The organism is Arthrobacter sp. 10T425 (assembly GCF_056393985.1).
Genome location: NZ_JBFTGZ010000005.1, coordinates 1 through 21,974, shown reverse-complemented (window position 1 = coordinate 21,974; position 21,974 = coordinate 1). Strand labels below are relative to the sequence as shown.

Sequence of the window (21,974 nt, the reverse complement as noted above, 5' to 3'; positions counted from 1 at the left end):
GGCTGGGGGTACTCACACAGTCATTTCATCATCGGGTACCGACAATTTATGCGACTCCCGCTCGAGCCGCTCCGCGATGGCATCGATCCGGTCGAAATCGGCGTCGGTGGGCGCCCACCGGCCGGAGGCCAAGTCAACACGCCAGCGCCCCTCGCCGGTCCGGCGGAAGTCCTCGTAACGGCCCAGCAGCGGCGTCCCCTCCTGCAGATAAAGGCCCAACGCCTCGTGCTCCAGGCCGGGCGGGGCGTCTCCGCTGGATTTCAGGACACGCCACCAGGGCACGCTGCTGCCATAGTGACTCATGACCGATCCGACCTGACGCGGGCCGCCGGCGCCGAGGAGTTCCGCAACGTCGCCGTAGGCCACCGCCGTGCCGGCCGGGATCAACGCCACGAGCTCCAGCACCGCCTCCACATACTCCGTCCGCATCGGTCCAGCCTAGCCGTTCCGGACTCCGGAACAGCGCCGGGACGGCAGGCGGAGACGGCACGCCGCCACCCCGGTCAGGAACTGTCAGTGGCAGCAGGTAGCGTTGAAGCATGAGCACTTGGAACACCCTCCCCCGCGCAGCCTTCGACCTCGAAACCACCGGGCGGAACTCCCGCGCGGCGCGGATTGTCACAGCATCCATCACCGTGGTGGACTCCGACGGCGGGATTGTCCAGGAACACGAGTGGCTCGCGGACCCCGGGGTTGAGATTCCCACCGAGGCCAGCGACATCCACGGCGTCACCACCGAGAAGGCCCGCAGCGAAGGCCGCCCCGCCGCGGAAGTGACGCGGGAGGTCGCCGCCGTGCTCCAGGAGCTCTTCGACACGGGTGTGCCGGTCATCGCCTTCAACGCCAGCTACGACTTCACGGTGCTCGCCGCCGAGTCGGCCCGCTACGGCGTCCCGCAGTTGAGCCGCTTCCCCGTGCTGGATCCGTACGTCATGAACAAACAGGTGGACCGCTACCGCAAGGGCAAGCGCACGCTCACCGCCTTGTGCGAGGAGTACGGCGTCAATCTGGACAACGCGCATACCTCCGCGGCCGATGCCCTGGCAACCCTTCGGATGCTCGATGCCATGGCCGGAAAATTCCCTAAGCTCAGGATGCCGGCGGGCAACCTGCACCAGCTCCAGGTCGAATGGGCCTCTGCCCAGGCCGCGGACTTCCAAAGCTACCTGCGCAAGACGAAGCCGGCCGCCGTGATCGAAGGCGACTGGCCCGTCCTGCCTCCCGAGGACGCCAGCCGGGGCGACTTCTAGGATTTCCGAACGCCGGGATTCCGGACGCTGGGCCCCGGCGCGGGAGCACTTCTTAAAACGAAACGTTCGCCGGCGGAACGGCTTAACTAGTCCCCCGCTGCGCGCAAATCCAGTGATTGCGACGGAGGTCACACGGCCCGGGGCTTCCACTTGCCGCCCGCTCCGGCGCCGATGATTCCGCGCCACCCCGCCAGCACTATCAGGATCAGCGCCGATCGCACACGATCCTGAAGATAGTTCGCAGAACGCACACATCATCTCTGATTTGTTCGGATTGAATGGGCGCCCACGTCGGATGACACAATTATCTTTCGCGGCGTGTCTGCTCCACCCGGCGCCCAAGCCAGCGGCCGGGGGCCCGATGAGCCTCCCGCGACCCACTGAATTTCAGACGAAAGTGATTGCGTGATGAAAAGCAAAGCCTTGAAGTGGCTGACCACCGTTCCCGTGGCCATCGCCGTGGCGGTTTCCCTTGCAGCCTGCGGCGGCGGTTCGGCCCAGTCAACGGCGTCACCGACGGATGCCCTCCAGGGCAGCGACCAGAAGTCCCTGGACAAATACACGACCAAGGACGTCACTCCCCTGGACCAGATTGACAAGTCCAAGCTCGGCCTGATCAGCGACGGAACCCTGACTGTGGGCACCCTTTCGGACGCCCCGCCGAACATCTACATCGACAAGTCGGGCAAGTTCACCGGCTACGACAACGAGCTCCTGCGCGCCATTGCGGACAAGCTGGGCCTCAAGGTGGAGTTCAAGGCGACCGGCTTCGCCTCGCTGCTCGCCCAGGTTCAGAACAAGCAGTTCGACCTCGGGTCCTCCTCGATCTCCACCACTGACGCGCGCCGCAAGACCGTGGGCTTCACCAACGGTTACGACTTCGGCTACATGGCCGTGGTCGCCAAGAAGGACTCCAACATCAAGGGGTTCAAGGACCTGACCAAGGACACCCGCATCGCCGTGGTCCAGGGCACGGTGCAGGATGACTACGTCACCAACACCCTCCAGATCGAGCCCGTCCGCTTCGAGGACTACAACACCGCGTACGCCAACTTGAAGAACGGCCAGGTCGACGCCTGGGTCGCTCCGTCCCAGCAGGCTACCGGCCAGGTCAAGGAAGGCGACGGCACGGTCATCGCCGAGTCGGTTGTAAACACCCAGAACTTCACCGCGTACGCCGTGAACAAGGAAAACCAGCCGCTCATCGACGCGCTGAACTCCGGCCTCGACGCCGTGATTGCCGACGGCACCTGGTCCAAGCTGACCAAGGAATGGTACCCGGACCGCGAAACCCCGGCCACGTGGTCCCCGGGCTCCAAGGCTGTCACCGTTCCGAAGTCCTAGTCCATGGATGCACTCGATCAACTCGTAAAGACCTTCTTTGACTGGGAGGCGATGGCAGCCGTCCTGCCGAACATGATTATGTTCGGCCTGCCCAACACCCTGATCCTGGCGGTTTCCTCGGGCGTGCTCGGGTGCATCCTGGGCATGGTCCTGGCCGTCATGGGCACGTCCCGCCTGACGCCGCTGCGGTGGCTCTCCCGGATCTACACGGACATCTTCCGCGGCGTTCCGGCTATTGTCATCATCCTCCTCATCGGCCTCGGGCTCGGACCCATAGTCCGGGTAGCGACCGGATCCACGAACCCGTTCCCGCTGGCCATCTTCGCCCTGACGCTCATGGCGGCGGCCTACATCGGCGAGATCTTCCGCTCGGGCATCCAGAGCGTGGAAAAGGGCCAGCTGGAGGCGTCCCGGGCCCTGGGCTTCAGCTATGGCTCGTCTATGCGCCTCGTGGTGATTCCACAGGGCGTCCGGCGCGTGCTCCCGGCCCTGGTCAACCAGTTCATCGCGCTGATCAAGGACTCGTCCCTGATCTATCTGCTGGGCCTGATCGCCAGCCAGCGCGAGATCTTCCGGATCGGTAACGACGCCGCCGCCAATACGGGAAACCTCTCGCCACTGGTTGCCGCCGCGTTCATGTACCTCATCCTGACCGTTCCGCTCACCCACTTGGTCAACTACATCGACAAGCGTCTGCGCACCGGCCGTCCGGAGAAGCGTCAGCCTGACGACGCCGCGGCCTTGATCGGGAAGGGAGCACAGCCATGAGCGAATTCGCCTCCGGCTCGCTGACCGGCAAGAACCTGCACTTGTCCTTCGGCACGAACCATGTCCTCCGCGGCATCGACCTTCATGTCGAGAAGGGCACCACTGCCTCGGTGATCGGGCCCTCCGGCTCAGGAAAATCCACGCTGCTGCGTGTCATGAACCGTCTGATCGAACCGGACCAGGGCGACATCCTGCTCGATGGCCGCTCGGTCCTGAAGGACAACCCGGACGAGCTGCGCCAGCGGATCGGCATGGTGTTCCAGCAGTTCAACCTGTTCCCGCACAAGACCGTGGTGGACAACGTCTCGCTGGCGCTGCGGAAGCTGCGCAAGCTGCCGGCGGAGCAGGCCCGGGCCGAGGCACTCGAGCAGCTCGACCTGGTGGGGCTCAAACACAAGGCCGACGCGCGTCCTGCCAATCTCTCCGGCGGCCAGCAGCAGCGTGTCGCCATTGCCCGCGCCCTGGCCATGAAGCCGGAGGTGATGTTCTTCGATGAGGCCACCTCCGCCCTCGACCCCGAGCTCGTCAAGGGTGTGCTGGCGCTGATGGCCGACCTCGCCAAGGGCGGCATGACCATGGTGGTGGTGACCCACGAGATGGGCTTCTCCCGCAATGTCTCGGACACCGTGACGTTCATGGACGCCGGCGTCGTCGTCGAGTCCGGTCCCCCGGAACAGATCTTTACCAGCCCGCGGACCGAGCGGCTGCAGGGGTTCCTCGCGGACGTTCTGTAGTTCGCTCCAGCGTCACGGCAGCTTAAATGACTGATGGCACCCGCAGCGGCGGGTGCCATCAGTCATTTAAGGGCTGAGGCTACGGCTTGGCGCCGGCCGCCGCCTTAGCCGCTGCCGGCAGGGCGTCGAAGATCCGGTTCATCGCGGCGTCGTCGTGCGCGGCGGAGAGGAACCAGGCCTCGAAGACCGACGGCGGCAGGTAGACGCCGGAGTCCAGCATGGAGTGGAAGAACGGGGCGTAGCGGAACACTTCCTGGCCCTGGGCGTCGTCGTAGTTGTGGACACCCCGGGCGCCCGTGCCGAAGGCCACGGAGAACAGGTTGCCTGCGCGCTGGATGGAGTGGTCCACGCCGGCCGCATCGAGTGCGGAGGACAGCGCCGCGGAGAGTTCCAGCGAGCGGGCATCCACGAACGAATAGACCTCGGGGGTGGCGTGCGTGAGGGTCGCGACCCCGGCGGCCATGGCCACCGGGTTACCGCTCAGAGTCCCGGCCTGGTAGACGGGGCCCAGCGGCGCCAGGTAGTCCATGACCTCCGCGCGTCCGGCGAGAGCCGCCGTCGGCATGCCGCCGCCAATCACCTTCCCAAATGTCAGCAGGTCCGGGGTCCACGGCTGGGCGGCACCGGCGGCGCCGCCGGTGAGGCCCCAGTAGCCGGAGTAGCCGGTGCGGAAGCCGGTCAGGACCTCGTCGAGGATCAGCAGGGCACCGTGTTCGCGGGTAATCCGGGAGAGGCCGGCGTTGAAGCCGTCGCCGGGGGTGACCACGCCCATGTTGGCGGGAGCGGCTTCGGTGATGACGGCGGCAATGCTGTCACCGTGCTTGGCGAAGGCGGCTTCGACGGCGCCGAGGTCGTTGTAGGGCAGCACGAGCGTCTCGGCGGCGGTCGCGGCGGTGACCCCGGCCGAGCCGGGCAGCGCGAGGGTCGCCAGGCCGGAGCCTGCGGCGGCGAGGAGGCCGTCGAGGTGGCCGTGGTAGCAGCCGGCGAACTTGATGATCAGATTGCGGCCGGTGAAGCCGCGGGCGAGCCGGACGGCCGTCATGGTCGCCTCGGTGCCGGTGGAGACCATCCGGACGCGCTCGGCGGCCGGGACGCGCTCCTTGACGATTGCGGCAAGGTTGGCCTCGTCCGGTGTGGAGGCGCCGAAGGAGAGACCGCGGTCGACGGCGGCGTGCACGGCCGCCAGGACCTCCGGGTGGGCGTGCCCCAGCAGCGCCGGGCCCCAGGAGCAGACGAGGTCGACGTAGTCGGCACCGTCGGCGTCGGTCAGGTAGGCACCCTTGGCGGACACCATGAACCGCGGCGTCCCGCCCACGGAGCCGAAGGCGCGCACGGGCGAATTCACGCCGCCCGGCATCAGCTGGCGGGCACGGTCAAAGAGTTCCTCGTTGCGAGGCATGCTGGAAGTCATGGTTCCTATTCTTTCAGTTCGCGGCGAGGTCAGTTCGCGGCCAGTTCAGTTGGCGCCAAGCAACGCGGCCACGCGGGGCGCCACTTCGGTGCCGAACAGTTCAATGGAGCGCATCATGGCCGTGTGCGGCAGGGTGCCGTTGCTGTACTTGAGATCAAAGCGGTCCACCCCCAGGTTCTTTTTGAGCAGGGCAATCTTCGCGGCCACGGTTTCCGGTGACCCGACATAGAGTGCTCCCTCGGGCGTACACATCGCGTCGAATTCGCCCCGGCTGGCCGGGCCCCAGCCGCGTTCGGCCCCGATCCGGTTCCGCTGCTGTAGCCAGTGCGGGAAGAACTCCTCGCGGGCGTCCTCATCCGTGGCGGCAACGTGGCCGGGCGAATGCGTGGCCATCTGCTGCATCGGGTGCCCGTACTTGGCCATGGCCTCACGGTAGAGGTTGGCGAGGGGCGCGAAGGACCGCGGTTGGCCGCCAATGATCGCGAAAATGATCGGGTAGCCGTACTCGGCGCAGCGCAGCACCGACTCGGGCGTGCCGCCGACGCCGATCCACGTCGGCAGCAGGTGGTGTTCCAGCGGCGGGTAGACGCTCAGGCCGCTGATGGCCGGCCGGGTGCGTCCCTCCCAGTGGACCGGTTTCTGCGCCCGGACCTTGTCGAAGAGCTCGAGCTTTTCCTCGAACAGGACCTCGTAGTCCGCCAGGTCCAGGCCGAACAGCGGGAAAGACTCGATGAAGGACCCGCGGCCCAGCATGACCTCTGCCCGGCCGCCGGAGATGGCGTCCACGGTGGCGAAGCGCTGGAACACCCGTATCGGGTCATCGGAGCTGAGCACTGTCACGGCCGAGCCGAGCCGGATGTTCTTGGTGCGGGCAGCCGCCGCGGCCAGGAATACCTCCGGGGCGGAGACAGCGAAGTCGCGGCGGTGGTGCTCCCCCACCGCGAAGGCGTGCAGGCCGATCTGGTCCGCGAGTTCGGCCTGTTCCAGGAGCTGGCGCAGCACCTGGGCGTGCGGGACGGGATGGCCGTCCGGGAAGACCCCGACATCGCCGAACGTGTTCAGGCCCAGGAGGATGCGGTTGGGCCCCACCGGCGCGGTGGGTGTGGACTTGAGCGGGGCGTCCGCGGATTCGGGGGCCGTGTTCATCGGATTTCCTTCAGCCAGCCGGCGAGCTCGCTCGCCCAGTAGGTCAGCACCATGTTGGCGCCGGCGCGTTTGATGCCCAGGACGGACTCGGTGATGGCGGCCCGGCGGTCGATCCAGCCGTTTGCGGCGGCGGCCTCGATCATCGAGTACTCGCCGGAAATCTGGTAGGCAGCCACGGGGACCGGGCTCATGGCGGCGACGTCGGCTAGGATGTCCAGGTAGCTCATGGCAGGCTTCACCATGACCATGTCGGCGCCTTCGGCCAGGTCCAGGTCCACCTCGAGGATGGCCTCCCGGCGGTTGGCGGCGTCCATCTGGTAGGTGCGGCGGTCGCCGGTCAGCTGTGAGTCGACGGCCTCGCGGAACGGGCCGTAGAACGCGGAGGCATATTTCGCGGCATAGGCCACGATCGCGGTGTTGGCGTGCCCGGCGTCCTCCAGGGCCTGCCGGATCACGGCGACCTGGCCGTCCATCATGCCCGACGGGCCCAGGACGTGGGCGCCGGCGTCGGCCTGGGCAACCGCCATCTGGCCGTAGATTTCCAGGGTGGCATCGTTGTCGACGTAGCCGTTGGCGTCCAGGACACCGCAGTGGCCGTGGTCGGTGAATTCGTCGAGGCACACGTCGCTCATGACCACGAGGTCGTCGCCGACCTCGGCGCGGACGTCCCGGATGGCCTTGTTCAGCACGCCGTCGGGGTCCAGCGACGCCGTCCCGCGCGCGTCCCGGACGGCGGGGACGCCGAACAGCATGATGCCGCCGACGCCCAGCTGGACAGCCTCGGCCGCGGCACGCCTGAGCGAATCGGTGGTGTGCTGCTGCACGCCGGGCATCGAGGCGATCGGGTTGGGCTCACTCAGGCCTTCGCGGATGAAGGCCGGCAGGATGAGCTCCGAGGCTGAGAGCCGGTGTTCGGCCGTCAGCCGGCGCATGGCCGGGGTGGTGCGGAGCCGGCGGGGGCGGTGGGTCGGGAAGCTCATATGGTGTCCTTTGCTGAGGGCTCTGCGGCTGACGGAGGCGGTGGGGGCTGCTGGTGGTCAAGGGACCGCACGACGGCGGCAACCAGGCCGGACGCCGTCGGCTCTTCGGCGACGGCGTCGACGCTGAGTCCGAGGGAGGCCGCCTCGGCCGCCGTCGAGCGTCCGATGGCGACGAAACGGCAGGTGCCCAGCGGGCCGAGGTCCGCGTGGATGCGGCGGGCGGCGCTCGGGGAGGCGGCGACGACGGCGTGCAGCCGGCCGGCCCCGATTTCGGCTTTCGCCTCGGCCGTGGTGAGCACGGTGGGCGGCGGCGCGTCCTGCCCGGCCGGACTGATCCCCTGCGACAAGGTCGCCTGTGGCGGGGCCGGCGGGAATGCGGGCAGGGCCCGGCGCGGATCGGCAGGATAGTCGACGGTGTTGTACGCGGTGACGGCCTGGACGGCCGCACCGCGGGCCTCGAGGCCCTTGCGGAGCCGCGGGTCCGCTATGTCCGCCTGGGGCAGGAGCACGCTGCCCTGGTTCGCGGGCCAGATGTCGAGCAGGCCCGTGCCGGATTGCTGGCCCGTGGGCGCAAGGTCGACGCTGATGCCCCGGGACTCCAGCTCACGGCGGGTCGCCGGGCCGATCGTGGCCACGAGGATGCTGCCGGGCAGCCAGCTGCTGAGGGAGGCGCCGCGTTCCGCGGCTTTCGCCTCAAGTGCCTGGACTGTGGTCACGCTGCTGATCACGAGCCACGTGTAGGCCCCGGCGCCGAGAGCGTCGAAGGCGACGTCGAGGGAGTGCTGGTCGCTGGCCTGCTCAAAGTCAATCAGCGGGAGCAGCAACGGCTCGGCGCCGACACGGCGGAGGGCCGTGACGAGTTCCCCCGCGCGGTCCGGGCTGCGGGCTACCAGCACGCGGGCGCCCTCCGGCACCCTCATGCCGGTTGGGCCGCCCGTGTGGTTGCGGTCGCTGTGCCGTGCCATGAAGTGGTGGATCCGCGGTTCAGGAAGCTGCCAGGTCCGCGATGTCCGCGGCGCCGCGGGCCAGCAGGACTTCCGCCAGCTCGATCCCGAGCAGCGTTGCCCCGACTTCGGTGAGGCCGTCGGTGGCTTTCTTGTCGCGGACGGTTGCCGTGCCGTCGACGGCGCAGACCACCGCCTCGAGGTGCAGCATGCTGCCCTTGCGGTAGGCGTAGGCGCCCACCGGGGCGGCGCATCCGGCCTCCAGCCGGGCCAGCAAAGCCCGTTCGGCCGTGACGGCGAGCCGGGTGTCCGGATCATCGAGGGCCGCGAGGGCCTGCGCCAGCACGCCCTGGGAGCCTTCCGTGGACCCGGCCCGGCGGGGAGCGTCGGCGGTGCGGCATTCGATCGCCAGGGCACCCTGCCCGGCGGCCGGCAGCATGATGTCCGTCTCAAGGTATTCGCTGACCGCGTCGAGCCGGCCGATCCGGTGCAGTCCGGCGGCTGCGAGCACGACGGCGTCGAGGTCGTTTGACTTGCCGTCAACGACGGCGTCGTTCGTGTTGCCCGACAGCCCGGGGACGCGTCCCAACCGGGTGTCCACGTTCCCGCGGATGTCGCGGATGTCCAGGTCCGGACGCACGGCGCGGAGCTGGGCCGCGCGGCGCGGGGAGCCGGTGCCGACGCTCGCGCCGCTCGGCAGGTCGGCGAGCTTCAGCCCGTCGCGGGCGCACAGCACGTCCCGGACGTCGACGCGTTGGGGTGTGGCCGCGAGGCTCAGGCCGAGGGCCGGACCGGTCGGGAGGTCCTTGAGCGAATGCACGGCGATATCGCAGATGTCCTGCAACAGGGCGTCGCGGAGCGCGGCGACGAAGACGCCGGTACCGCCCATCTGGGACAGCGAGCCTTTGAGGACGTCGCCGTCGGTCCGGATATGGACCAGCTCCACGGGGAACCCGCCGACGGCGGCCAGCTGGTCCGCGGTCTGCTGGGTCTGGGTCAGGGCGAGTTTGCTGGCGCGCGTGCCGATCCGGACGCTCATGCGGTCCCCTGGCCCGCCGCCGCAGCAGCCGAACCCGAAGCCACAGGTGCGGCCGGGTAGGGATCGTGTCCGGTCCCGACGGTGGTGTCGGCTCCGGCGATGGTGGGCTTTTCGCCGCGGAAGTTAGCGCAGCAGCGGGGACGGCAGACGTCGTACCAGGGGCCGAGCGTGGTCAGGTGCGGCCGCTCGGCGATGTTGTTCGCGACGGTCCGCTCGCAGATGAGGTCCACAAGCCCGGCGACAAACTTGCGGTGCGTTCCGGGCGTGGGGACGCGGGTTGCGGCCAGTTCCAGCCGGGCGCAGGTCTCAAGCGCCTCGGTGTCCAGATCCCAGACCACTTCCATGTGGTCGCTGACAAAGCCCAGCGGCACAATCACGATGCCCTTGACGCCCTGGCCTGCGAGCTCCTCGATGGCGTCGTTGATGTCCGGTTCGAGCCACGGCACGTGCGGGGCGCCGGAGCGGGACTGGTAGACGAGGGACCAGGGTGCGGTCAGGCCGGTCGCGTCTTCCACCCGGCGGATGATCTCGGTGCCGGAAGCCAGGTGCTGTGCGGCGTAGGCGGAGTCTTCCTCAAAAGTGCGCGGCTCGCCCTCGGACCGGCCGGCGGCCTCGGCATCGCGGGTCGGGATGGAGTGCGTCGCGAACAGGATGTGCACGGGGGCGTCCGGGGTGCCGGCGGCGGCCAGCTGGGCACGGACGTCGGCGAGGCCGGCGGCGGTGCCCTCGATGAAGGGCTCCACGAACCCGGGGTGGTCGAAGTACTGGCGCACCTTGTCGACCTCGAGCTTGCCGTCGAGCCCGGTTTCGGTCAGCGCCATGCCGATGTCCTCGCGGTACTGGCGGCAGCTGGAGTAACAGGAGTAGGCGCTCGTGGTGAGCATGAGCACCTTGCGGTGGCCGGCGTCGTAGATCTCCTGCAGGGTCTGCGGGATGTACGGGTCCCAGTTGCGGTTGCCCCAGAACACCGGCAGCGCGATGCCGCGGGCTGCAAGTTCGGCCTCGATGCCGGCCTTGAGCTGACGGTTCTGTCCGTTGATGGGGCTGATGCCGCCGTTGGCGCGGTAGTGGTGCGAGACCTCTTCGAGCCGTTCGTCGGGGATGCCGCGGCCGCGGGTGACGTTGCGGAGGAACGGGATGACGTCCTCCTGGCCTTCGGGTCCGCCGAAGGAGGCGAGGAGCACTGCGTCGTACTCCTTGGGGGCCATCCGGCCGGCCTCGGTGACGGTGTTCACGGCGGTTACCGGGGCGGCGGATTCCTGCGGATCGAGCGGGCTCATGCCAGGACCTCGGCAATCTCGGCGGCGGTGACGCGGCGGCCGGTGTAGAAGGGGATTTCCTCGCGGACGTGGTGCCGGGCTTCGGTGGCGCGCAGGTGGCGCATCAGGTCCACGAGGTCCACGAGCTCGGGGGCTTCCAGTCCGAGGATCCATTCCCAGTCGCCGAGGGCGAACGAGGAGACGGTGTTGGAGATGACCTGGGGGAAATCGCGGCCCAGCATGCCGTGGTCGCGGAGCATGGCGCCGCGCTCGGCATCCGGGAGCAGGTACCACTCGTAGGAGCGGACGAAGGGGTAGACACAGAGCCATTCCGCCGGTTCCACGCCGCGGGAAAACGCCGGGGTGTGGTTCTTGGCGAACTCGGCCTCCCGGTGCACGCCCATGGCGGACCAGACGATCTCGGTGCCGGCGAACAGTTTGCTGCGCCGGATGTCCCGCACTGCCCGCTGCAGCGCTTCCGGCCGGGGACCGTGCAACCAGACCATAATGTCCGCGTCGGCCCGCATCGCCGAGACGTCGTAGCTGCCGCGGTGGACAACTCCGGCGTCGGCGAGGCTTTTCATCAGGGCCTCGAAGTCCTCAGCGGCATCGGCGCCGCGCAGGATGTCCGCTGACCGCTTGAATACGGTCCAAAGGGTGAAGAACTGCTCAGTTGAATCTTCGGGCGCCGATGCCCCGGCGACTGATTCTCCGGGGGCTGACATTCCGGTTTTAGTGACAGATTCGGCAGAAGTGTGGCTCATGCATACCAGTCTGCCTCCTCTCCCCAGCTAAGTCGAAAAAAAGCACTTCTACAGCGCGTAGAAGTGCTTTATTTCACATGCGGGGCGCGGGAGGTGGGGGCGCATCCGCGGGAGGCGGGTCCTGTCAGCTCCGGCGCATCCGCGGGAGGCGGGTCCTGTCAGCTCCGGCGCATCCGGAGGACCGCGGCGCCGGCGCCGAGCGAGAGCGCCACCAGGCCGATGCCCCAGCCGACCAGCGGGGACAGGCCGGCCGGTTCCAACGTCGAGGTTGCCTCGAGGGAGGAGTTGCCGGAGTGGCCCTTGGCCGGAGCCGGTGCCTGGGTCCAGCCGGCTGTGTTTGAACCAGTTGGGGACGGGTGCGGTGTGGCCGACGTCGAGGCCGACGCCGGCGCGCCGGCACCGTTGCCCGCGGCCGGCACCGCGGTGCCGGACTGTGGATCGGCGGCCACGCTGCCCGGTGCCGGCCGGCCGGGGGCCTGTCCGGTGGGGGCAGACCCGGCGGATCCGCCTGCGGCGGGAGCTCCCGGAGCCGGGGCGGCGGGCGGCGCGGCGGGGTCCTGCGGCCCGGCGGGCGGCGCAACCGTCGCGGGCGGGGTGCGCGGGGCCGTAGGTTCGGGATTGCTGGGCTCGGGGTCCCTGGGTTCCGGGTCGCTGGGCTCGGGGTCGCTGGGTTCCGGGCTGCTGTCGTGCGACGGCGGCGGCTGCGACGGGGAGGACTCGCCCGAGCCGGCGGACGGCGAGGGGCTCGGCGTCGTCGAGGAACCCAGCAGGCTGTCCAGCACGTCGCCGAGGCCGAGGGTCAGCGAACCCTGCGCGGACGGTGCGGTGGACGCCGCCGCGGACAACCCTGCGGCCGCCTGCGAGGCAGGAGCCCCGGCGCTGCCAGCCAGTACGGCCCCGAGCGCGACCGCCGCCGCGCCGCTTCGAAGGCCCCGATGGCGGCCGGTCTTCGTTGTTGACACCTTGGACCTGAAAATAAACATGGTCATCGAGCCTAGCCGGAATCGACCAGCAGGAAAAACTTGCAAAAACCGCGAATTTCCGGCACGAAACCGCCGTGACCGGAGGGGTTCAGGGTGCCTTTGGAACCGCTGTGATTCCTGTGACTGAAGTTGTGCTTGGGACTCGGAAACCTCGTTCGGAACAGCCACATTCAGGGTCACCGAATTCAGGGTCACCGAATTCAGCGCAGGCACATTGAGGCAACCACATTCAGCGCAGCCACGTTCAGCACAGCCACGTTCAAGACGACGTTCAGGACAACAGGGTGCGGACCTGCTGCGGGGTGTCGGCCACGATCGCTGCCAGGCCATTGCCGGACAGCCAGCCGCCCACCACGGCAAGCGTGCCGTCCGCGGCACAGACGCTCCGGACGGCCGCGACGCGCTGCCTGTGGCCCAGGGACGCAAACGGCAGCGCGCCGGCCCAGCGGACCACGTCCCAATCGGCCACGTCCCCGGCGCCGACTGGCACCGCCAGCAGGGCCGACGCATCAGCCAGGGCTGCGCGGAAAAGTTCATCGTCGGAGCGCGGCGCCGCGGCCAGTCCGCCGCCGCGGGGCTCGGGCAATGCCCGGGGAGTAACAGCCTCTGGAGCTGCACTCCGCCCGTAGGAGAGCCGGAGCACATGCCGTCCCGGGCCTGACTGCTCCGCCAGCCACGCCCATTTGGCGGTGGCGTGCGTCAGCGCCTTGGCCTGCACACCCGGGCTCTGCGGCGCAACAAGCACGCCGGTGCCGCGTGGCGCCGCGTCAAGGGCCGGGAGGTCCACCACGAGCGTGACAAGGCTGACGTCGGGTCCGGCATCGGGGCGGTGGCCGGCAAGTTCCGGCAGGGACTCCTCAAGCAGCCCGATGGCGGCGGGACCCTCGACCGCAACCGCGAGGAGCCCGGCGTCGAAAGTGGCCTGGTCCGTGGCCACGCGCCAGCCGTCTGCTGTGCGCCGCACTGACCGGGCCGCGGTGCCGGGCAGCAGGGTGACTCCGCGCTGACGCAGATCGGCCAGCAGGGCGGCGACGAGGGTGTGCATGCCGCCGCGCAGCCCGGCGACGGCGGAACCGGCCTTCTGGAGCCCGCCGGCCTGGCCTGTTCCGGACGGTCCGGCTGGTCCGGACGGTCCGGCTGGTCCGGGGGGTCTGCCCGTGGCGGCCGCCGCTCCCCTGCGCTGGGCCGCGACGGCGGCGGCGAGGGAACCGTGCTGGCGGATGCCGGCCCGCAGACCGGGGGCCACCATGTCGACGTCGAGCACGGAAGGGTCGGCCGAGTGGACGCCGCCGACCACCGGTGCGACGAGCCGGTCCAGGACCCGCCTTCCCATCCGCCGGCGGACCAGGGCTGACACGCTCGTTGCCCCGGCAGCGGTGCCCAGCGAGGCCGGCAGCACGGCGTCGACGGAGGCGCGGAGCGATCCCAGCAGGCCCAACGACCGGCGGACTTCCGGGTCCCACGGGCTCGCCGGGATGCCCAGCACACCGGTCTTAGGCAGTTCCCTGGGGCCGTCAGGCAACTGGACCCAGGCCCCGCCGGGGTTCGGCGCAACGATCTCGCCGGCCAGCCCCAGCTCCGCGGCGAGATCGGCTACGGCGGCGGTGCGGGTGGCGAAAGACTCCGCGCCGCTGTCCAGGGTCAGTCCGGCCACGACATGGTTGCCGACGCAGCCGCCCCAGGCCTCGCCGGCCTCCAGGACGGTGGTGCGGACCCCGGCCCGGGCGAATTCCCGTGCCGCAAGCAGTCCGGAAATCCCGCCCCCGATCACGACGGCGGTACCTTCCACGGGAGTCCCGGCGGCGCCTGCGTCCACGCCCCTACTCCGGAGCGATGGAGTGGATGAGTTCGACGACGCGCGTGAGCACCTCAGGGTCCGTCTCCGGCGGCACGCCGTGGCCGAGGTTCAGGACGTGCCCGGGCGCCGCGGAGCCGGCCGCGATCACCTCTCGGACGTGGGCTTCGAGGACTTCCCACGGTGCCGAAAGCAGTGCCGGGTCGATGTTGCCCTGCAGCGGGACGGTGCCGCCGAGGCGGCGGTTGGCTTCGTCCAGCGGCAGCCGGTAGTCGACCCCCACGACGTCAACGCCGACGTCGCGCATCGCGACGAGCAGTTCCGAGGTGCCGGTGCCGAAGTGGATCAGGGGTGCACCCAGGTGCCGGACATGGTCCAGGGCACGGGACGACGCCGGCGCAACGAAGCGCTGGTAGTCGGCCAGTCCCAGCGAACCGGCCCAGGAGTCGAAGAGCTGGCCGGCGGAGGCGCCGGCTTCCAGCTGTGCGCGGAGGAACATCCCCGAGGCATCGGCGGCCCAGTTGGCCAGGGCAGTCCAGGTTTCGGGGTCGGCGTGCATCATCGTGCGCGGGCCGAGGTGGTCGCGGGAAGGCTTTCCTTCCACCATGTACGCGGCGAGGGTAAAGGGCGCACCGGCGAAGCCGATCAGCGGGGTGCTGCCGAGCTCGGCCACCGTGAGCCGGACGGCTTCGCGGATGGGCTCCAAGGCCTCCCAGGTCAGCTGCGGCAGGGCGGCAACGTCCGCGGCCGTGCGGACCGGTTTGTCCAGGACGGGTCCGACGCCGGGCACGATGTCCACTCCGACGCCGGCCAGCTTGAGCGGGATGACAATGTCCGAGAAGAAGATGGCGGCATCGACGTCGTGGCGGCGGACCGGCTGCAGGGTGATCTCGGAAGCGAGCTCGGGGCGCAGGCACGAGTCCAGCATCGCGACGCCCTCACGGACCTTGAGATATTCGGGCAGTGAGCGGCCGGCCTGGCGCATGAACCAGACGGGACGGCGGGAGGGCTTGCCGCCGCGGTAGGCGGTGATCAGCGGCGAATCCGCGGTGCGGCCGTCCATCAGCGGGTGGCCGGCATCGAGGCCGCGGGCGGCGACGTCTGTGGCGGCGCCGTCAATGGCTGCATTGCCGGCTGTGCCGTTGTCGGACGTACTGAATGTGGTCGTGCCGGCACGTGCCGCAGCGCTTGGAGTCATGACTTCGATTGTGCCCAAATTTGTGCCCAAAAGATAACGACAGCCTGTCACGCCGGCTCTGACACCGGCCCCGAGTGCCACGTCGTGGCGGGAATCACAGGCCAGGGTGCCTGAGCCCACGCCCGGACAGTTGTTCTACACGGGCGCGAAAAAGCTATGATGGTGATGCTGTGGTTCTTTTTTCATTGGTGGCTACACACGCCGACATCGACCTCGAAACCGTTGCTCAGTTGAGCACCGGTGCTTCAGGGATCGCCACATCCGCCCTCGCCGGATCGCCGGCCGTGGCGGGTGCCGTTGTCCTTGCCACCTGCAACCGCCTTGAAATCTACGGCGAAGCCCCCCATCCGGACGCCGTCGCCGCCGCCCGGGCGGCCCTCATCACCCACATCAGCGGCGCCAGCGGACTCAACGATCAGCTCGTCTCCCGCGCCTTCAGCACCCGCACCGGCGCCGAGGTCAGCCAGCACCTCTTCTCGGTCAGCTCCGGTCTGGACTCCGCCGTGGTGGGCGAACGGGAAATTGCCGGGCAGGTGCGCCGCGCCTTGATCACGGCCCAGCACGAGGGCACCGCCAGCTCCGGCCTGGTCAGGCTGTTCCAGGCCGCGTCCAAGACCGCGAAGGACGTCGGCGCCCAGACGGCGTTGGGTTCGCGCGGGCTCTCCATCGTTTCCGTGGCCCTGGACCTCGCCACTGACCTGTCGGAAAACCCGGACTGGTCCGCCAAGAAAGCCGTCGTCTTCGGGACCGGCGCCTATGCCGGTGCCACCATGTCCCTGCTGCGTGAACGTGGCTGCACCGATGTCTCTGTTTATTCCTCCTCCGGCCGCGCCGCCAGCTTCGTCGCCACCCGGGGCGGCACGGCACTGAACGAGGACACGCTTCCGGGCGCAGTTGCCGGGGCCGACGTCATGATCGGCTGCAGCGGCTCCGACAGCCGGGTCGAAGCGGACGAACTCGCCCGGATCCGGGCGAACTCGCCCCAGCCGCTGATCGCGATCGATCTCGCTTTGACCCATGACTTCGACCCCGCCGTCGGCGACCTCGACGGCGTCGAACTGCTGACGCTGGAATCGGTCCGGCTGGCCGCACCGCAGGAACAGGCCGAGTCGCTCGAACAGGCCAGCAGCATCGTGGCCGGGGCGGCCAGCGCCTTCGAGCAGGAGCGCGAGGCCAGGAGCGTCGACTCGGCGATCGTCGCCTTGCGCCGCCACACGATGAACGTCCTGGATGCGGAAATGGAAAAGGTTCGGGCCCGGCACGGCTGCACGGCCGCCGCCGAAGAAGTCGAATTTGCCCTGCGCCGCATGGTGAAGCAGCTTCTCCACGTCCCCACCGTCCGGGCCCGCGAACTGGCCTCCAACGGACAGCAGGACGCCTACATTGCCGGTCTTGAGGCGCTGTACGGCATCACGGTGGAGCCCACCGCCGGCGCAACGGTTGCAGGTGCCGCCGGTTCCGGGGCTTGCCCTGTGGACCACAATGCCGCTGTCCACAACCCCGGTGCCCATAACCCCGGCCCCGCAGCGGGCGACATCCGCGAAACCGCGTAGCTGCCCCGCGCCTCCCCGCGCCGCGGCTCATCCCTGGATTATTCGGGGAAAGCGTTGATCCCGGTCATTTCGGCCGACACCTGCCACAGCCTAGTGGCCGCCTCCCGGTCCACCGCGTGGGCATCCACTCCCCTGATCCTGGCTTCGGGCGATCCCGGCACCGTGGCTTCGGCGATGTCGCAGTCCTCGCAGTAGACGCCGCCCATTCCTTCGAGCGCCGGCGCGGTTGCGGCCCAGACCGAGGTGGCGGCGCCCTGCGCGGGTGTCTTGAAGCGCGGGTCGAGTTTGCCGTGCTCGTCCATCCAGCCCGCGGCGATCATCTCCTCCCGCGGCAGGTGCCGTTGCAGCTCCGTCATGATCCCGCCGGGATGTACTGCGAAGGCGCGCACGCCAAAGTTGCGGCCCAGGGCATCGAGCTGGACGGCGAAGAGCGCGTTCGCCGTCTTGGCCTGGCCGTAGGCACGCCATTTGTCGTAGCCGGCGTCGAAATTGATGTCATCGAAGCGAATGGCCGAGAGCTTGTGGCCGGTCGAGGAGAGCGAGACCACGCGGGCTCCCTGCGCCGCGGCAAGCGCCGGCCACAGCAGGTTGGTCAAGGCAAAATGGCCCAGGTGGTTCGTGGCGAACTGTGATTCCCAGCCGGGTCCCACCCTTTGCTCCGGACTTGCCATGATGGCGGCGTTGTTGATGAGGATGTCCAGGCTGCGGCCTGAGCCCGGCGCCGCGCCAAGTGCCGGGCCGGCCAGGAAGCCGGCGGCGAACTCCTTCACACTGTCCTGGTCCGCCAGGTCCAATTCGGCAACTTCCAGTTCGGCAACGCTGACGCCGCCGCCAGCCGTTGCCGGCGTCAGCCCCGCCGCGGCCAGGACGTCGCGGGCATGCTCGGGCCGCCGGGCCGGCACCACGACGGTGGCGCCGGCGGAGGCCAGCGCCCGCACGGTCTCCAGGCCCAGCCCCGAGTAGCCTCCCGTGACAATAGCGGTCTTCCCGGTCAGGTCGATGCCGGCAATGACGTCAGCCGCCGTCGAATCCCGGCCGAACCCGGAGCCAATCTTGCGCTGGGACGTCACTGTATTTTCCTGGCTCACGGCGTCTTCCTCTCTCACGACATTTTCCTCGCTCATGACCAGGCCTTTCGTTTTAGGGCGCCGCTCGGCGGAGCATGTTGTGCGGTATCGCAGCCTTGCTGGCCATATGGGCCGCCGCGGCTCAATACACCGGTTTCCCGGGCTCCACGTCCCGTACCCAGGCGAGAATGCCGCCTTCGAGGTGGCTGACGCGCTCGTACCCGACGGCGCGGGCTGCGGACAGGACGGCGGCGGATCGTGTTCCGGCCTTGCAGTGGAAGACAATTTCGGCATCCTGGGGCAGTTCCTGCCACGCCTCGCCGGCAAGGATGCGGCCTTGCGGGATCAGCTCCGACCCCTCAATGCGGACGATTTCGTATTCTCCCTGCTCCCGCACGTCCACGAGGTGGAAGTCTTTGAGGCCGGCCTTGCGGGAGGCCAGCATGGTGGCGAGCTGGGTCGCCGTCACGGTGTGCTCGGTACCGGCATCCGCCGTTGGAGTGATCCCGCAGAAGGCCTCGTAATCGGTGAGTTCGGTGATTCGTGCTGCCGCCGGGTCCTTGGTCACCTTGATCTCGCGCCAGGTGCCGCCCAGAGCGTCATAGAGCGCCAGCCGGCCCAGCAGGGACCGGCCGACGCCGGTGATCAGTTTGACCGCCTCGGTCACCATCAGCGCTCCGACGGCGGCGCACAGCATGCCGAACACGCCGCCTTCGCCGCAGGACGGCACGGATCCGGGCGGGGGTGCCTCCGGGTAGAGGTCCCGGTAGGTGGGCCCGAACTGTTCCCAAAAGACGCTGACCTGGCCGTCGAAACGGAAAATCGATCCCCAAATGTAGGGCTTGCCGAGGATGGCGGCGGCGTCGTTGACGAGGTAGCGCGTGGCAAAGTTGTCGGCGCCGTCGAGGATCAGGTCGTAGCCGGCAAAGAGCTCCAGTGCGTTGGACGCGTCGAGCCGGACGTTGTGCAGCCGGACGTCCACGAGCGGGTTCAGGGCCTTAATGGCGTCGCGGGCGGACTCGATTTTCGGCCGGCCCACATCCTCGACACCATGGATGATCTGGCGTTGGAGGTTGCTGAGGTCGACGTCGTCGTCATCGACGATGCCAAGGGTGCCGACCCCCGCGGCGGCGAGATAGAGCAGGGCCGGGGAGCCGAGGCCACCGGCACCGATCACCAGGACTTTTGCGTTCTTGAGGCGTCGCTGGCCGATCGCGCCGATCTCCGGAATGATCAGGTGCCGCGAGTAGCGTTCCACCTCGTCCGGCCTGAGGTCCGCAGCCGGGTCGACCAGCGGTCCGGGCTGCGGATCCAGCTTCGTCTGGGGGGTTGCGGGGGCACCGGCGGCGGTGAACTTGGAAGCCATACTTCAATCTATGCCCGAAGATACCACCAGGTCATATTACCCGCGCGTAAGGTGTAATTGAGTGCAAGGTAGTTCAGTACAAAATGCAAATGATTGCCATTGCGCGCAATGGGGTGGATAAGGGAAAGAAGGCCGACAGTGGTTCATCAGGCACCGTTGGAGCGGGACGAGTCCGGCAAGCCGACGGCAGGGCAGCCCCGGAGCGGACAACGCTCGGCCCGCCTCCCCCGCGACGAACGCCGGGCTCAGCTGCTGGCGGCCGCGCAGGAAGTTTTCGTGGCGAACGGCTACCACGGTGCCGCCATGGACGAGATCGCCGAGACCGCCCACGTCAGCAAGCCGGTGTTGTACCAGCACTTCCCCTCCAAGCGGGACCTCTACCTGGCTCTGCTGGACAGCCACCTCAGCAAGCTGACCGACCTCCTGCTTGGCGCCCTGAACTCCACCACCGACAATGACGAGCGCGTCCAGGCCGTCATGCGCGCCTACTTCCGCTTCATCGCGCACGACGACCAGGCCCACCGGCTCGTCTTCGAGTCGGACCTGATTAACGATCCCGACGTCAGCGCGCGGCTGGAAACGTTCAACAAGACCTTCGCCGACGCCGTCGCTCACGTCATCGCCGAGGACACCAAACTGCCTGAGCTGGAGGCCCAGCTGCTGGGCCGCGGACTCGCCGGCATGGCCCACGTGAGCGCACGGTATTGGCTGGAAACGGACGGGAACCTGGATCTCGATGTAGCCAGTGACCTCATCTACCGTTTAGCTTGGCGCGGAATCTCCCGCTTCCCCAAAGAGACCTAGACTACAACTAGAGATTGACCTTAGACATTTTTTGGACGTTGATTGGCTGGGAGGCCTTGCTGTGGAAGTAAAGATTGGTATTCAAAACATTGGCCGCGAAATTGTCCTCGAATCGGCGCAGGATGCCGAAGCCGTCGCCAAGGTAGTTGGCGACGCGATCGCCAAGGGCAGCGAACTGCGGCTGACGGACGACAAAGGCCGCCTGGTGATCGTCCCCGCCAATGTTCTGGGCTACGTGGAAATCGGCGCAGAAGAGGCCCGCCGCGTCGGCTTCGGTGCCCTCTAGCCCCGTTCTTCCCACCACCGTCCTTCATCGCAGTTTCTACATCGTGAGGTGTCCTGAATGCTTTCCCTGATTGTGGTCGCCATGGTGACCGTGGCTGCGGGTTTCGTGGTGTGGGCCAACGACAAGCGGCACCAGAAGTACGGCGTCGCCGTCCCCGCGGGAGTCGCTGCATCCGTCGGTATGCTCAGCTGGATCATCTTCATAGCGGCCGGATTCGGCTACCAGCCGGGCCTGACCTGGATCCCATGGATCCTGCCGATGGTCCTGGGCACTGCGGCCTCGATCGCGGCCGTGGTGTACCTCGGCAGGGCCCGGACGCGGCAGGACACCGAGCGACTCACGGGCATCCTGAAGCTCTAGTTCGTTAGCCCCGCGCAGCTGTTTTCGGCGCGCAACTGTGACCACGCACCCAACGGGGTGCGTGGTCACAGTTCATTTGGGGTTCGGCCGAGTGCGCCGTACCGGAGTCATTCCGAGGCGGAACTGTGCCCATCACTTTTGTCGGAGCCCTCAAATAGACTCGAGCCATGGAAGCCGTCAGGGATTTCATCAGGGATTTCACCGCCTGCGGGGACGAGGCGCAGGGCACGGAGCGGGGTGCAGCCCCGGTCGGGCAATCCGGTATGGACGCCGCCCTGGCCGCGCTGCGGGCGGTGGGTTCGACGGCCGCGGAGGATGCGGGGTCGTGGGGCTTCCGGGCCGCGTCGGACTTCGCCGGCGGCGTGGAGGAAGTCTCCCGCGCGGTGGAGTATCTGCAGCTCGTCGCGGCGGCCGCCGTGGACCGGACCAGGAAGCAGTCCGCCGCCACGGCCACGGGGGCTGTAACGGGGGCGGTCACCGGGTGGACCACGGGCTGGCGTGAGAGCCCCGGCGGGTGGCAGACCGGCGCACCCGGAACCGCGGAACCCGCCGGCGCCTCCTTGGCCTCGGCTCCCGCGGGCACGTCCGCTGCTGCGGAGCCCTCCGGCACGTCCTTGTCCTTGGCTCCCTCCGGCACGTCCGTTGCGGCGGCTCCCGCCGGAAGCCCCGGAACGGGTGAGCCGGCGGTGCCGGAATCGGTGCTGGATGACGGGTACCGGAACACGGTGGAGTTCCTGCGGGCGCGGCTGCGGATCAGCGCCGCGGAGGCCAGGCGCCGGCTCTGCCTGGCCGACACGCTGCTGCCCCGGCAGGGACTCGCCGGCCGGCCCATCCCGCCCGTGCACCCGGAGCTCGGAGCCGCCGTCGCGGCCGGCGAGGTCGCCTCCCGGGCCGCGACCGTCATCACGCTCGCCCTGGACCCC

22 protein-coding genes are annotated in these 21,974 nt (G+C 68.7%); 9 read left to right on the top strand and 13 right to left on the bottom strand.

Going from position 1 to position 21,974, the window contains the following annotated elements; all coding sequences use genetic code 11:
* Window positions 1-12: 12 nt before the first annotated feature.
* Window positions 13-429, bottom strand: a complete 417-nt coding sequence (locus AC1DDH_RS07490) for an MGMT family protein (protein ID WP_028277185.1) — start codon at window positions 427-429, stop codon at window positions 13-15.
* Window positions 430-539: 110 nt separating this feature from the next.
* Between AC1DDH_RS07490 and AC1DDH_RS07485 the strand changes: the two genes are divergently transcribed.
* The 4 genes from AC1DDH_RS07485 (at window position 540) to AC1DDH_RS07470 (ending at window position 4,096) form a co-directional block, all read left to right on the top strand.
* Window positions 540-1,250 carry a 3'-5' exonuclease gene (locus AC1DDH_RS07485; RefSeq protein WP_028277186.1) on the top strand — a complete coding sequence of 237 codons (711 nt, stop codon included), beginning with the start codon at window positions 540-542 and terminating at the stop codon, window positions 1,248-1,250.
* A gap of 408 nt (window positions 1,251-1,658) precedes the next feature.
* Window positions 1,659-2,594 (top strand): ABC transporter substrate-binding protein, encoded by a 936-nt coding sequence (locus AC1DDH_RS07480; protein WP_223913927.1) that lies wholly within the window; start codon window positions 1,659-1,661, stop codon window positions 2,592-2,594.
* 3 nt (window positions 2,595-2,597) lie between these two features.
* Window positions 2,598-3,362 (top strand): amino acid ABC transporter permease, encoded by a 765-nt coding sequence (locus AC1DDH_RS07475; protein ID WP_028277188.1) that lies wholly within the window; start codon window positions 2,598-2,600, stop codon window positions 3,360-3,362.
* A complete protein-coding gene (locus AC1DDH_RS07470) occupies window positions 3,359-4,096 on the top strand; it encodes an amino acid ABC transporter ATP-binding protein (RefSeq protein WP_028277189.1) in 738 nt (245 codons plus the stop codon). The genes AC1DDH_RS07475 and AC1DDH_RS07470 overlap by 4 nt, the downstream gene beginning before the upstream one ends.
* Before the next feature lie 79 nt (window positions 4,097-4,175).
* On the opposite strand, the gene hemL is transcribed toward AC1DDH_RS07470, so the two are convergent.
* The 10 genes from hemL to hemE all read right to left on the bottom strand — a co-directional run bounded on the left by hemL (window position 4,176) and on the right by hemE (window position 15,615).
* The gene (hemL, locus tag AC1DDH_RS07465) at window positions 4,176-5,507 is read right to left on the bottom strand and encodes a glutamate-1-semialdehyde 2,1-aminomutase (protein WP_476955173.1); all 1,332 of its coding nucleotides are present in this window, start codon (window positions 5,505-5,507) and stop codon (window positions 4,176-4,178) included.
* Window positions 5,508-5,552: 45 nt separating this feature from the next.
* Window positions 5,553-6,653, bottom strand: a complete 1,101-nt coding sequence (locus tag AC1DDH_RS07460) for an LLM class flavin-dependent oxidoreductase (RefSeq protein WP_476873233.1) — start codon at window positions 6,651-6,653, stop codon at window positions 5,553-5,555.
* Window positions 6,650-7,633, bottom strand: a complete 984-nt coding sequence (gene hemB, locus AC1DDH_RS07455) for a porphobilinogen synthase (protein ID WP_476955172.1) — start codon at window positions 7,631-7,633, stop codon at window positions 6,650-6,652. The genes AC1DDH_RS07460 and hemB overlap by 4 nt, the downstream gene beginning before the upstream one ends.
* Complete coding sequence (locus AC1DDH_RS07450; protein ID WP_476955171.1) at window positions 7,630-8,598, bottom strand: uroporphyrinogen-III synthase; 969 nt, start codon at window positions 8,596-8,598, stop codon at window positions 7,630-7,632. The genes hemB and AC1DDH_RS07450 overlap by 4 nt, the downstream gene beginning before the upstream one ends.
* A gap of 19 nt (window positions 8,599-8,617) precedes the next feature.
* Window positions 8,618-9,616: a hydroxymethylbilane synthase gene (hemC, locus tag AC1DDH_RS07445; protein WP_476858905.1), complete on the bottom strand. Its 999-nt coding sequence runs from the start codon at window positions 9,614-9,616 to the stop codon at window positions 8,618-8,620.
* The gene (locus AC1DDH_RS07440) at window positions 9,613-10,896 is read right to left on the bottom strand and encodes a ferrochelatase (RefSeq protein WP_476955170.1); all 1,284 of its coding nucleotides are present in this window, start codon (window positions 10,894-10,896) and stop codon (window positions 9,613-9,615) included. The genes hemC and AC1DDH_RS07440 overlap by 4 nt, the downstream gene beginning before the upstream one ends.
* Entirely contained in the window at window positions 10,893-11,639 is a 747-nt protein-coding gene (gene hemQ, locus AC1DDH_RS07435; protein ID WP_028277195.1) for a hydrogen peroxide-dependent heme synthase, read from the bottom strand. The genes AC1DDH_RS07440 and hemQ overlap by 4 nt, the downstream gene beginning before the upstream one ends.
* 158 nt (window positions 11,640-11,797) lie before the next feature.
* Window positions 11,798-12,601, bottom strand: a complete 804-nt coding sequence (locus AC1DDH_RS07430) for a hypothetical protein (RefSeq protein WP_476955169.1) — start codon at window positions 12,599-12,601, stop codon at window positions 11,798-11,800.
* A 292-nt stretch (window positions 12,602-12,893) separates the two neighbouring features.
* On the bottom strand, window positions 12,894-14,438 hold the full coding sequence (locus AC1DDH_RS07425) for a protoporphyrinogen/coproporphyrinogen oxidase (protein WP_476955168.1): 1,545 nt from the start codon (window positions 14,436-14,438) through the stop codon (window positions 12,894-12,896).
* 4 nt (window positions 14,439-14,442) lie between these two features.
* Window positions 14,443-15,615 carry a uroporphyrinogen decarboxylase gene (gene hemE / locus AC1DDH_RS07420; protein ID WP_476858909.1) on the bottom strand — a complete coding sequence of 391 codons (1,173 nt, stop codon included), beginning with the start codon at window positions 15,613-15,615 and terminating at the stop codon, window positions 14,443-14,445.
* Between the two features lie 170 nt (window positions 15,616-15,785).
* Here hemE and AC1DDH_RS07415 point away from each other — a divergent pair, with 170 nt between their 5' ends.
* Complete coding sequence (locus AC1DDH_RS07415; protein WP_476946853.1) at window positions 15,786-17,168, top strand: glutamyl-tRNA reductase; 1,383 nt, start codon at window positions 15,786-15,788, stop codon at window positions 17,166-17,168.
* Window positions 17,169-17,206: 38 nt separating this feature from the next.
* On the opposite strand, the gene AC1DDH_RS07410 is transcribed toward AC1DDH_RS07415, so the two are convergent.
* Both AC1DDH_RS07410 and moeB read right to left on the bottom strand, forming a co-directional pair.
* Window positions 17,207-18,292, bottom strand: coding sequence for an SDR family NAD(P)-dependent oxidoreductase (locus tag AC1DDH_RS07410; RefSeq protein WP_476955167.1), 1,086 nt, complete (start codon window positions 18,290-18,292; stop codon window positions 17,207-17,209).
* A gap of 85 nt (window positions 18,293-18,377) precedes the next feature.
* The gene (moeB, locus tag AC1DDH_RS07405) at window positions 18,378-19,601 is read right to left on the bottom strand and encodes a molybdopterin-synthase adenylyltransferase MoeB (RefSeq protein ID WP_476931170.1); all 1,224 of its coding nucleotides are present in this window, start codon (window positions 19,599-19,601) and stop codon (window positions 18,378-18,380) included.
* A gap of 108 nt (window positions 19,602-19,709) precedes the next feature.
* On the opposite strand from moeB, the gene AC1DDH_RS07400 reads away from it, so the two are divergent.
* The 4 genes from AC1DDH_RS07400 to AC1DDH_RS07385 form a co-directional block, all read left to right on the top strand.
* The gene (locus tag AC1DDH_RS07400; protein ID WP_374208359.1) at window positions 19,710-20,405 is read left to right on the top strand and encodes a TetR/AcrR family transcriptional regulator; all 696 of its coding nucleotides are present in this window, start codon (window positions 19,710-19,712) and stop codon (window positions 20,403-20,405) included.
* 61 nt (window positions 20,406-20,466) lie between these two features.
* A complete protein-coding gene (locus tag AC1DDH_RS07395) occupies window positions 20,467-20,691 on the top strand; it encodes a DUF3107 domain-containing protein (RefSeq protein WP_028278253.1) in 225 nt (74 codons plus the stop codon).
* Between the two features lie 57 nt (window positions 20,692-20,748).
* Window positions 20,749-21,051 carry a hypothetical protein gene (locus AC1DDH_RS07390; RefSeq protein WP_476848746.1) on the top strand — a complete coding sequence of 101 codons (303 nt, stop codon included), beginning with the start codon at window positions 20,749-20,751 and terminating at the stop codon, window positions 21,049-21,051.
* Between the two features lie 167 nt (window positions 21,052-21,218).
* On the top strand, window positions 21,219-21,974 hold a 756-nt coding region (locus AC1DDH_RS07385), incomplete at its 3' end, for a DUF222 domain-containing protein (protein WP_476955166.1).

Excerpts from the sequence above, each read along its gene's own strand:
- AC1DDH_RS07490 (WP_028277185.1), bottom strand. The coding sequence starts at position 429 with ATGCGGACGGAGTATGTGGAGGCGGTGCTGGAGCTCGTGGCGTTGATC.
- AC1DDH_RS07470 (WP_028277189.1), top strand. The coding sequence starts at position 3,359 with ATGAGCGAATTCGCCTCCGGCTCGCTGACCGGCAAGAACCTGCACTTG.
- hemB (WP_476955172.1), bottom strand. The coding sequence starts at position 7,633 with ATGAGCTTCCCGACCCACCGCCCCCGCCGGCTCCGCACCACCCCGGCC.
- hemE (WP_476858909.1), bottom strand. The coding sequence starts at position 15,615 with ATGACTCCAAGCGCTGCGGCACGTGCCGGCACGACCACATTCAGTACG.
- AC1DDH_RS07400 (WP_374208359.1), top strand. The coding sequence starts at position 19,710 with ATGGGGTGGATAAGGGAAAGAAGGCCGACAGTGGTTCATCAGGCACCG.
- hemQ (WP_028277195.1), bottom strand. The coding sequence starts at position 11,639 with ATGAGCCACACTTCTGCCGAATCTGTCACTAAAACCGGAATGTCAGCC.
- AC1DDH_RS07410 (WP_476955167.1), bottom strand. The coding sequence starts at position 18,292 with ATGAGCGAGGAAAATGTCGTGAGAGAGGAAGACGCCGTGAGCCAGGAA.
- AC1DDH_RS07390 (WP_476848746.1), top strand. The coding sequence starts at position 20,749 with ATGCTTTCCCTGATTGTGGTCGCCATGGTGACCGTGGCTGCGGGTTTC.
- AC1DDH_RS07440 (WP_476955170.1), bottom strand. The coding sequence starts at position 10,896 with ATGAGCCCGCTCGATCCGCAGGAATCCGCCGCCCCGGTAACCGCCGTG.
- AC1DDH_RS07485 (WP_028277186.1), top strand. The coding sequence starts at position 540 with ATGAGCACTTGGAACACCCTCCCCCGCGCAGCCTTCGACCTCGAAACC.
- AC1DDH_RS07475 (WP_028277188.1), top strand. The coding sequence starts at position 2,598 with ATGGATGCACTCGATCAACTCGTAAAGACCTTCTTTGACTGGGAGGCG.
- AC1DDH_RS07480 (WP_223913927.1), top strand. The coding sequence starts at position 1,659 with ATGAAAAGCAAAGCCTTGAAGTGGCTGACCACCGTTCCCGTGGCCATC.
- AC1DDH_RS07450 (WP_476955171.1), bottom strand. The coding sequence starts at position 8,598 with ATGGCACGGCACAGCGACCGCAACCACACGGGCGGCCCAACCGGCATG.
- hemC (WP_476858905.1), bottom strand. The coding sequence starts at position 9,616 with ATGAGCGTCCGGATCGGCACGCGCGCCAGCAAACTCGCCCTGACCCAG.
- hemL (WP_476955173.1), bottom strand. The coding sequence starts at position 5,507 with ATGACTTCCAGCATGCCTCGCAACGAGGAACTCTTTGACCGTGCCCGC.
- moeB (WP_476931170.1), bottom strand. The coding sequence starts at position 19,601 with ATGGCTTCCAAGTTCACCGCCGCCGGTGCCCCCGCAACCCCCCAGACG.
- AC1DDH_RS07460 (WP_476873233.1), bottom strand. The coding sequence starts at position 6,653 with ATGAACACGGCCCCCGAATCCGCGGACGCCCCGCTCAAGTCCACACCC.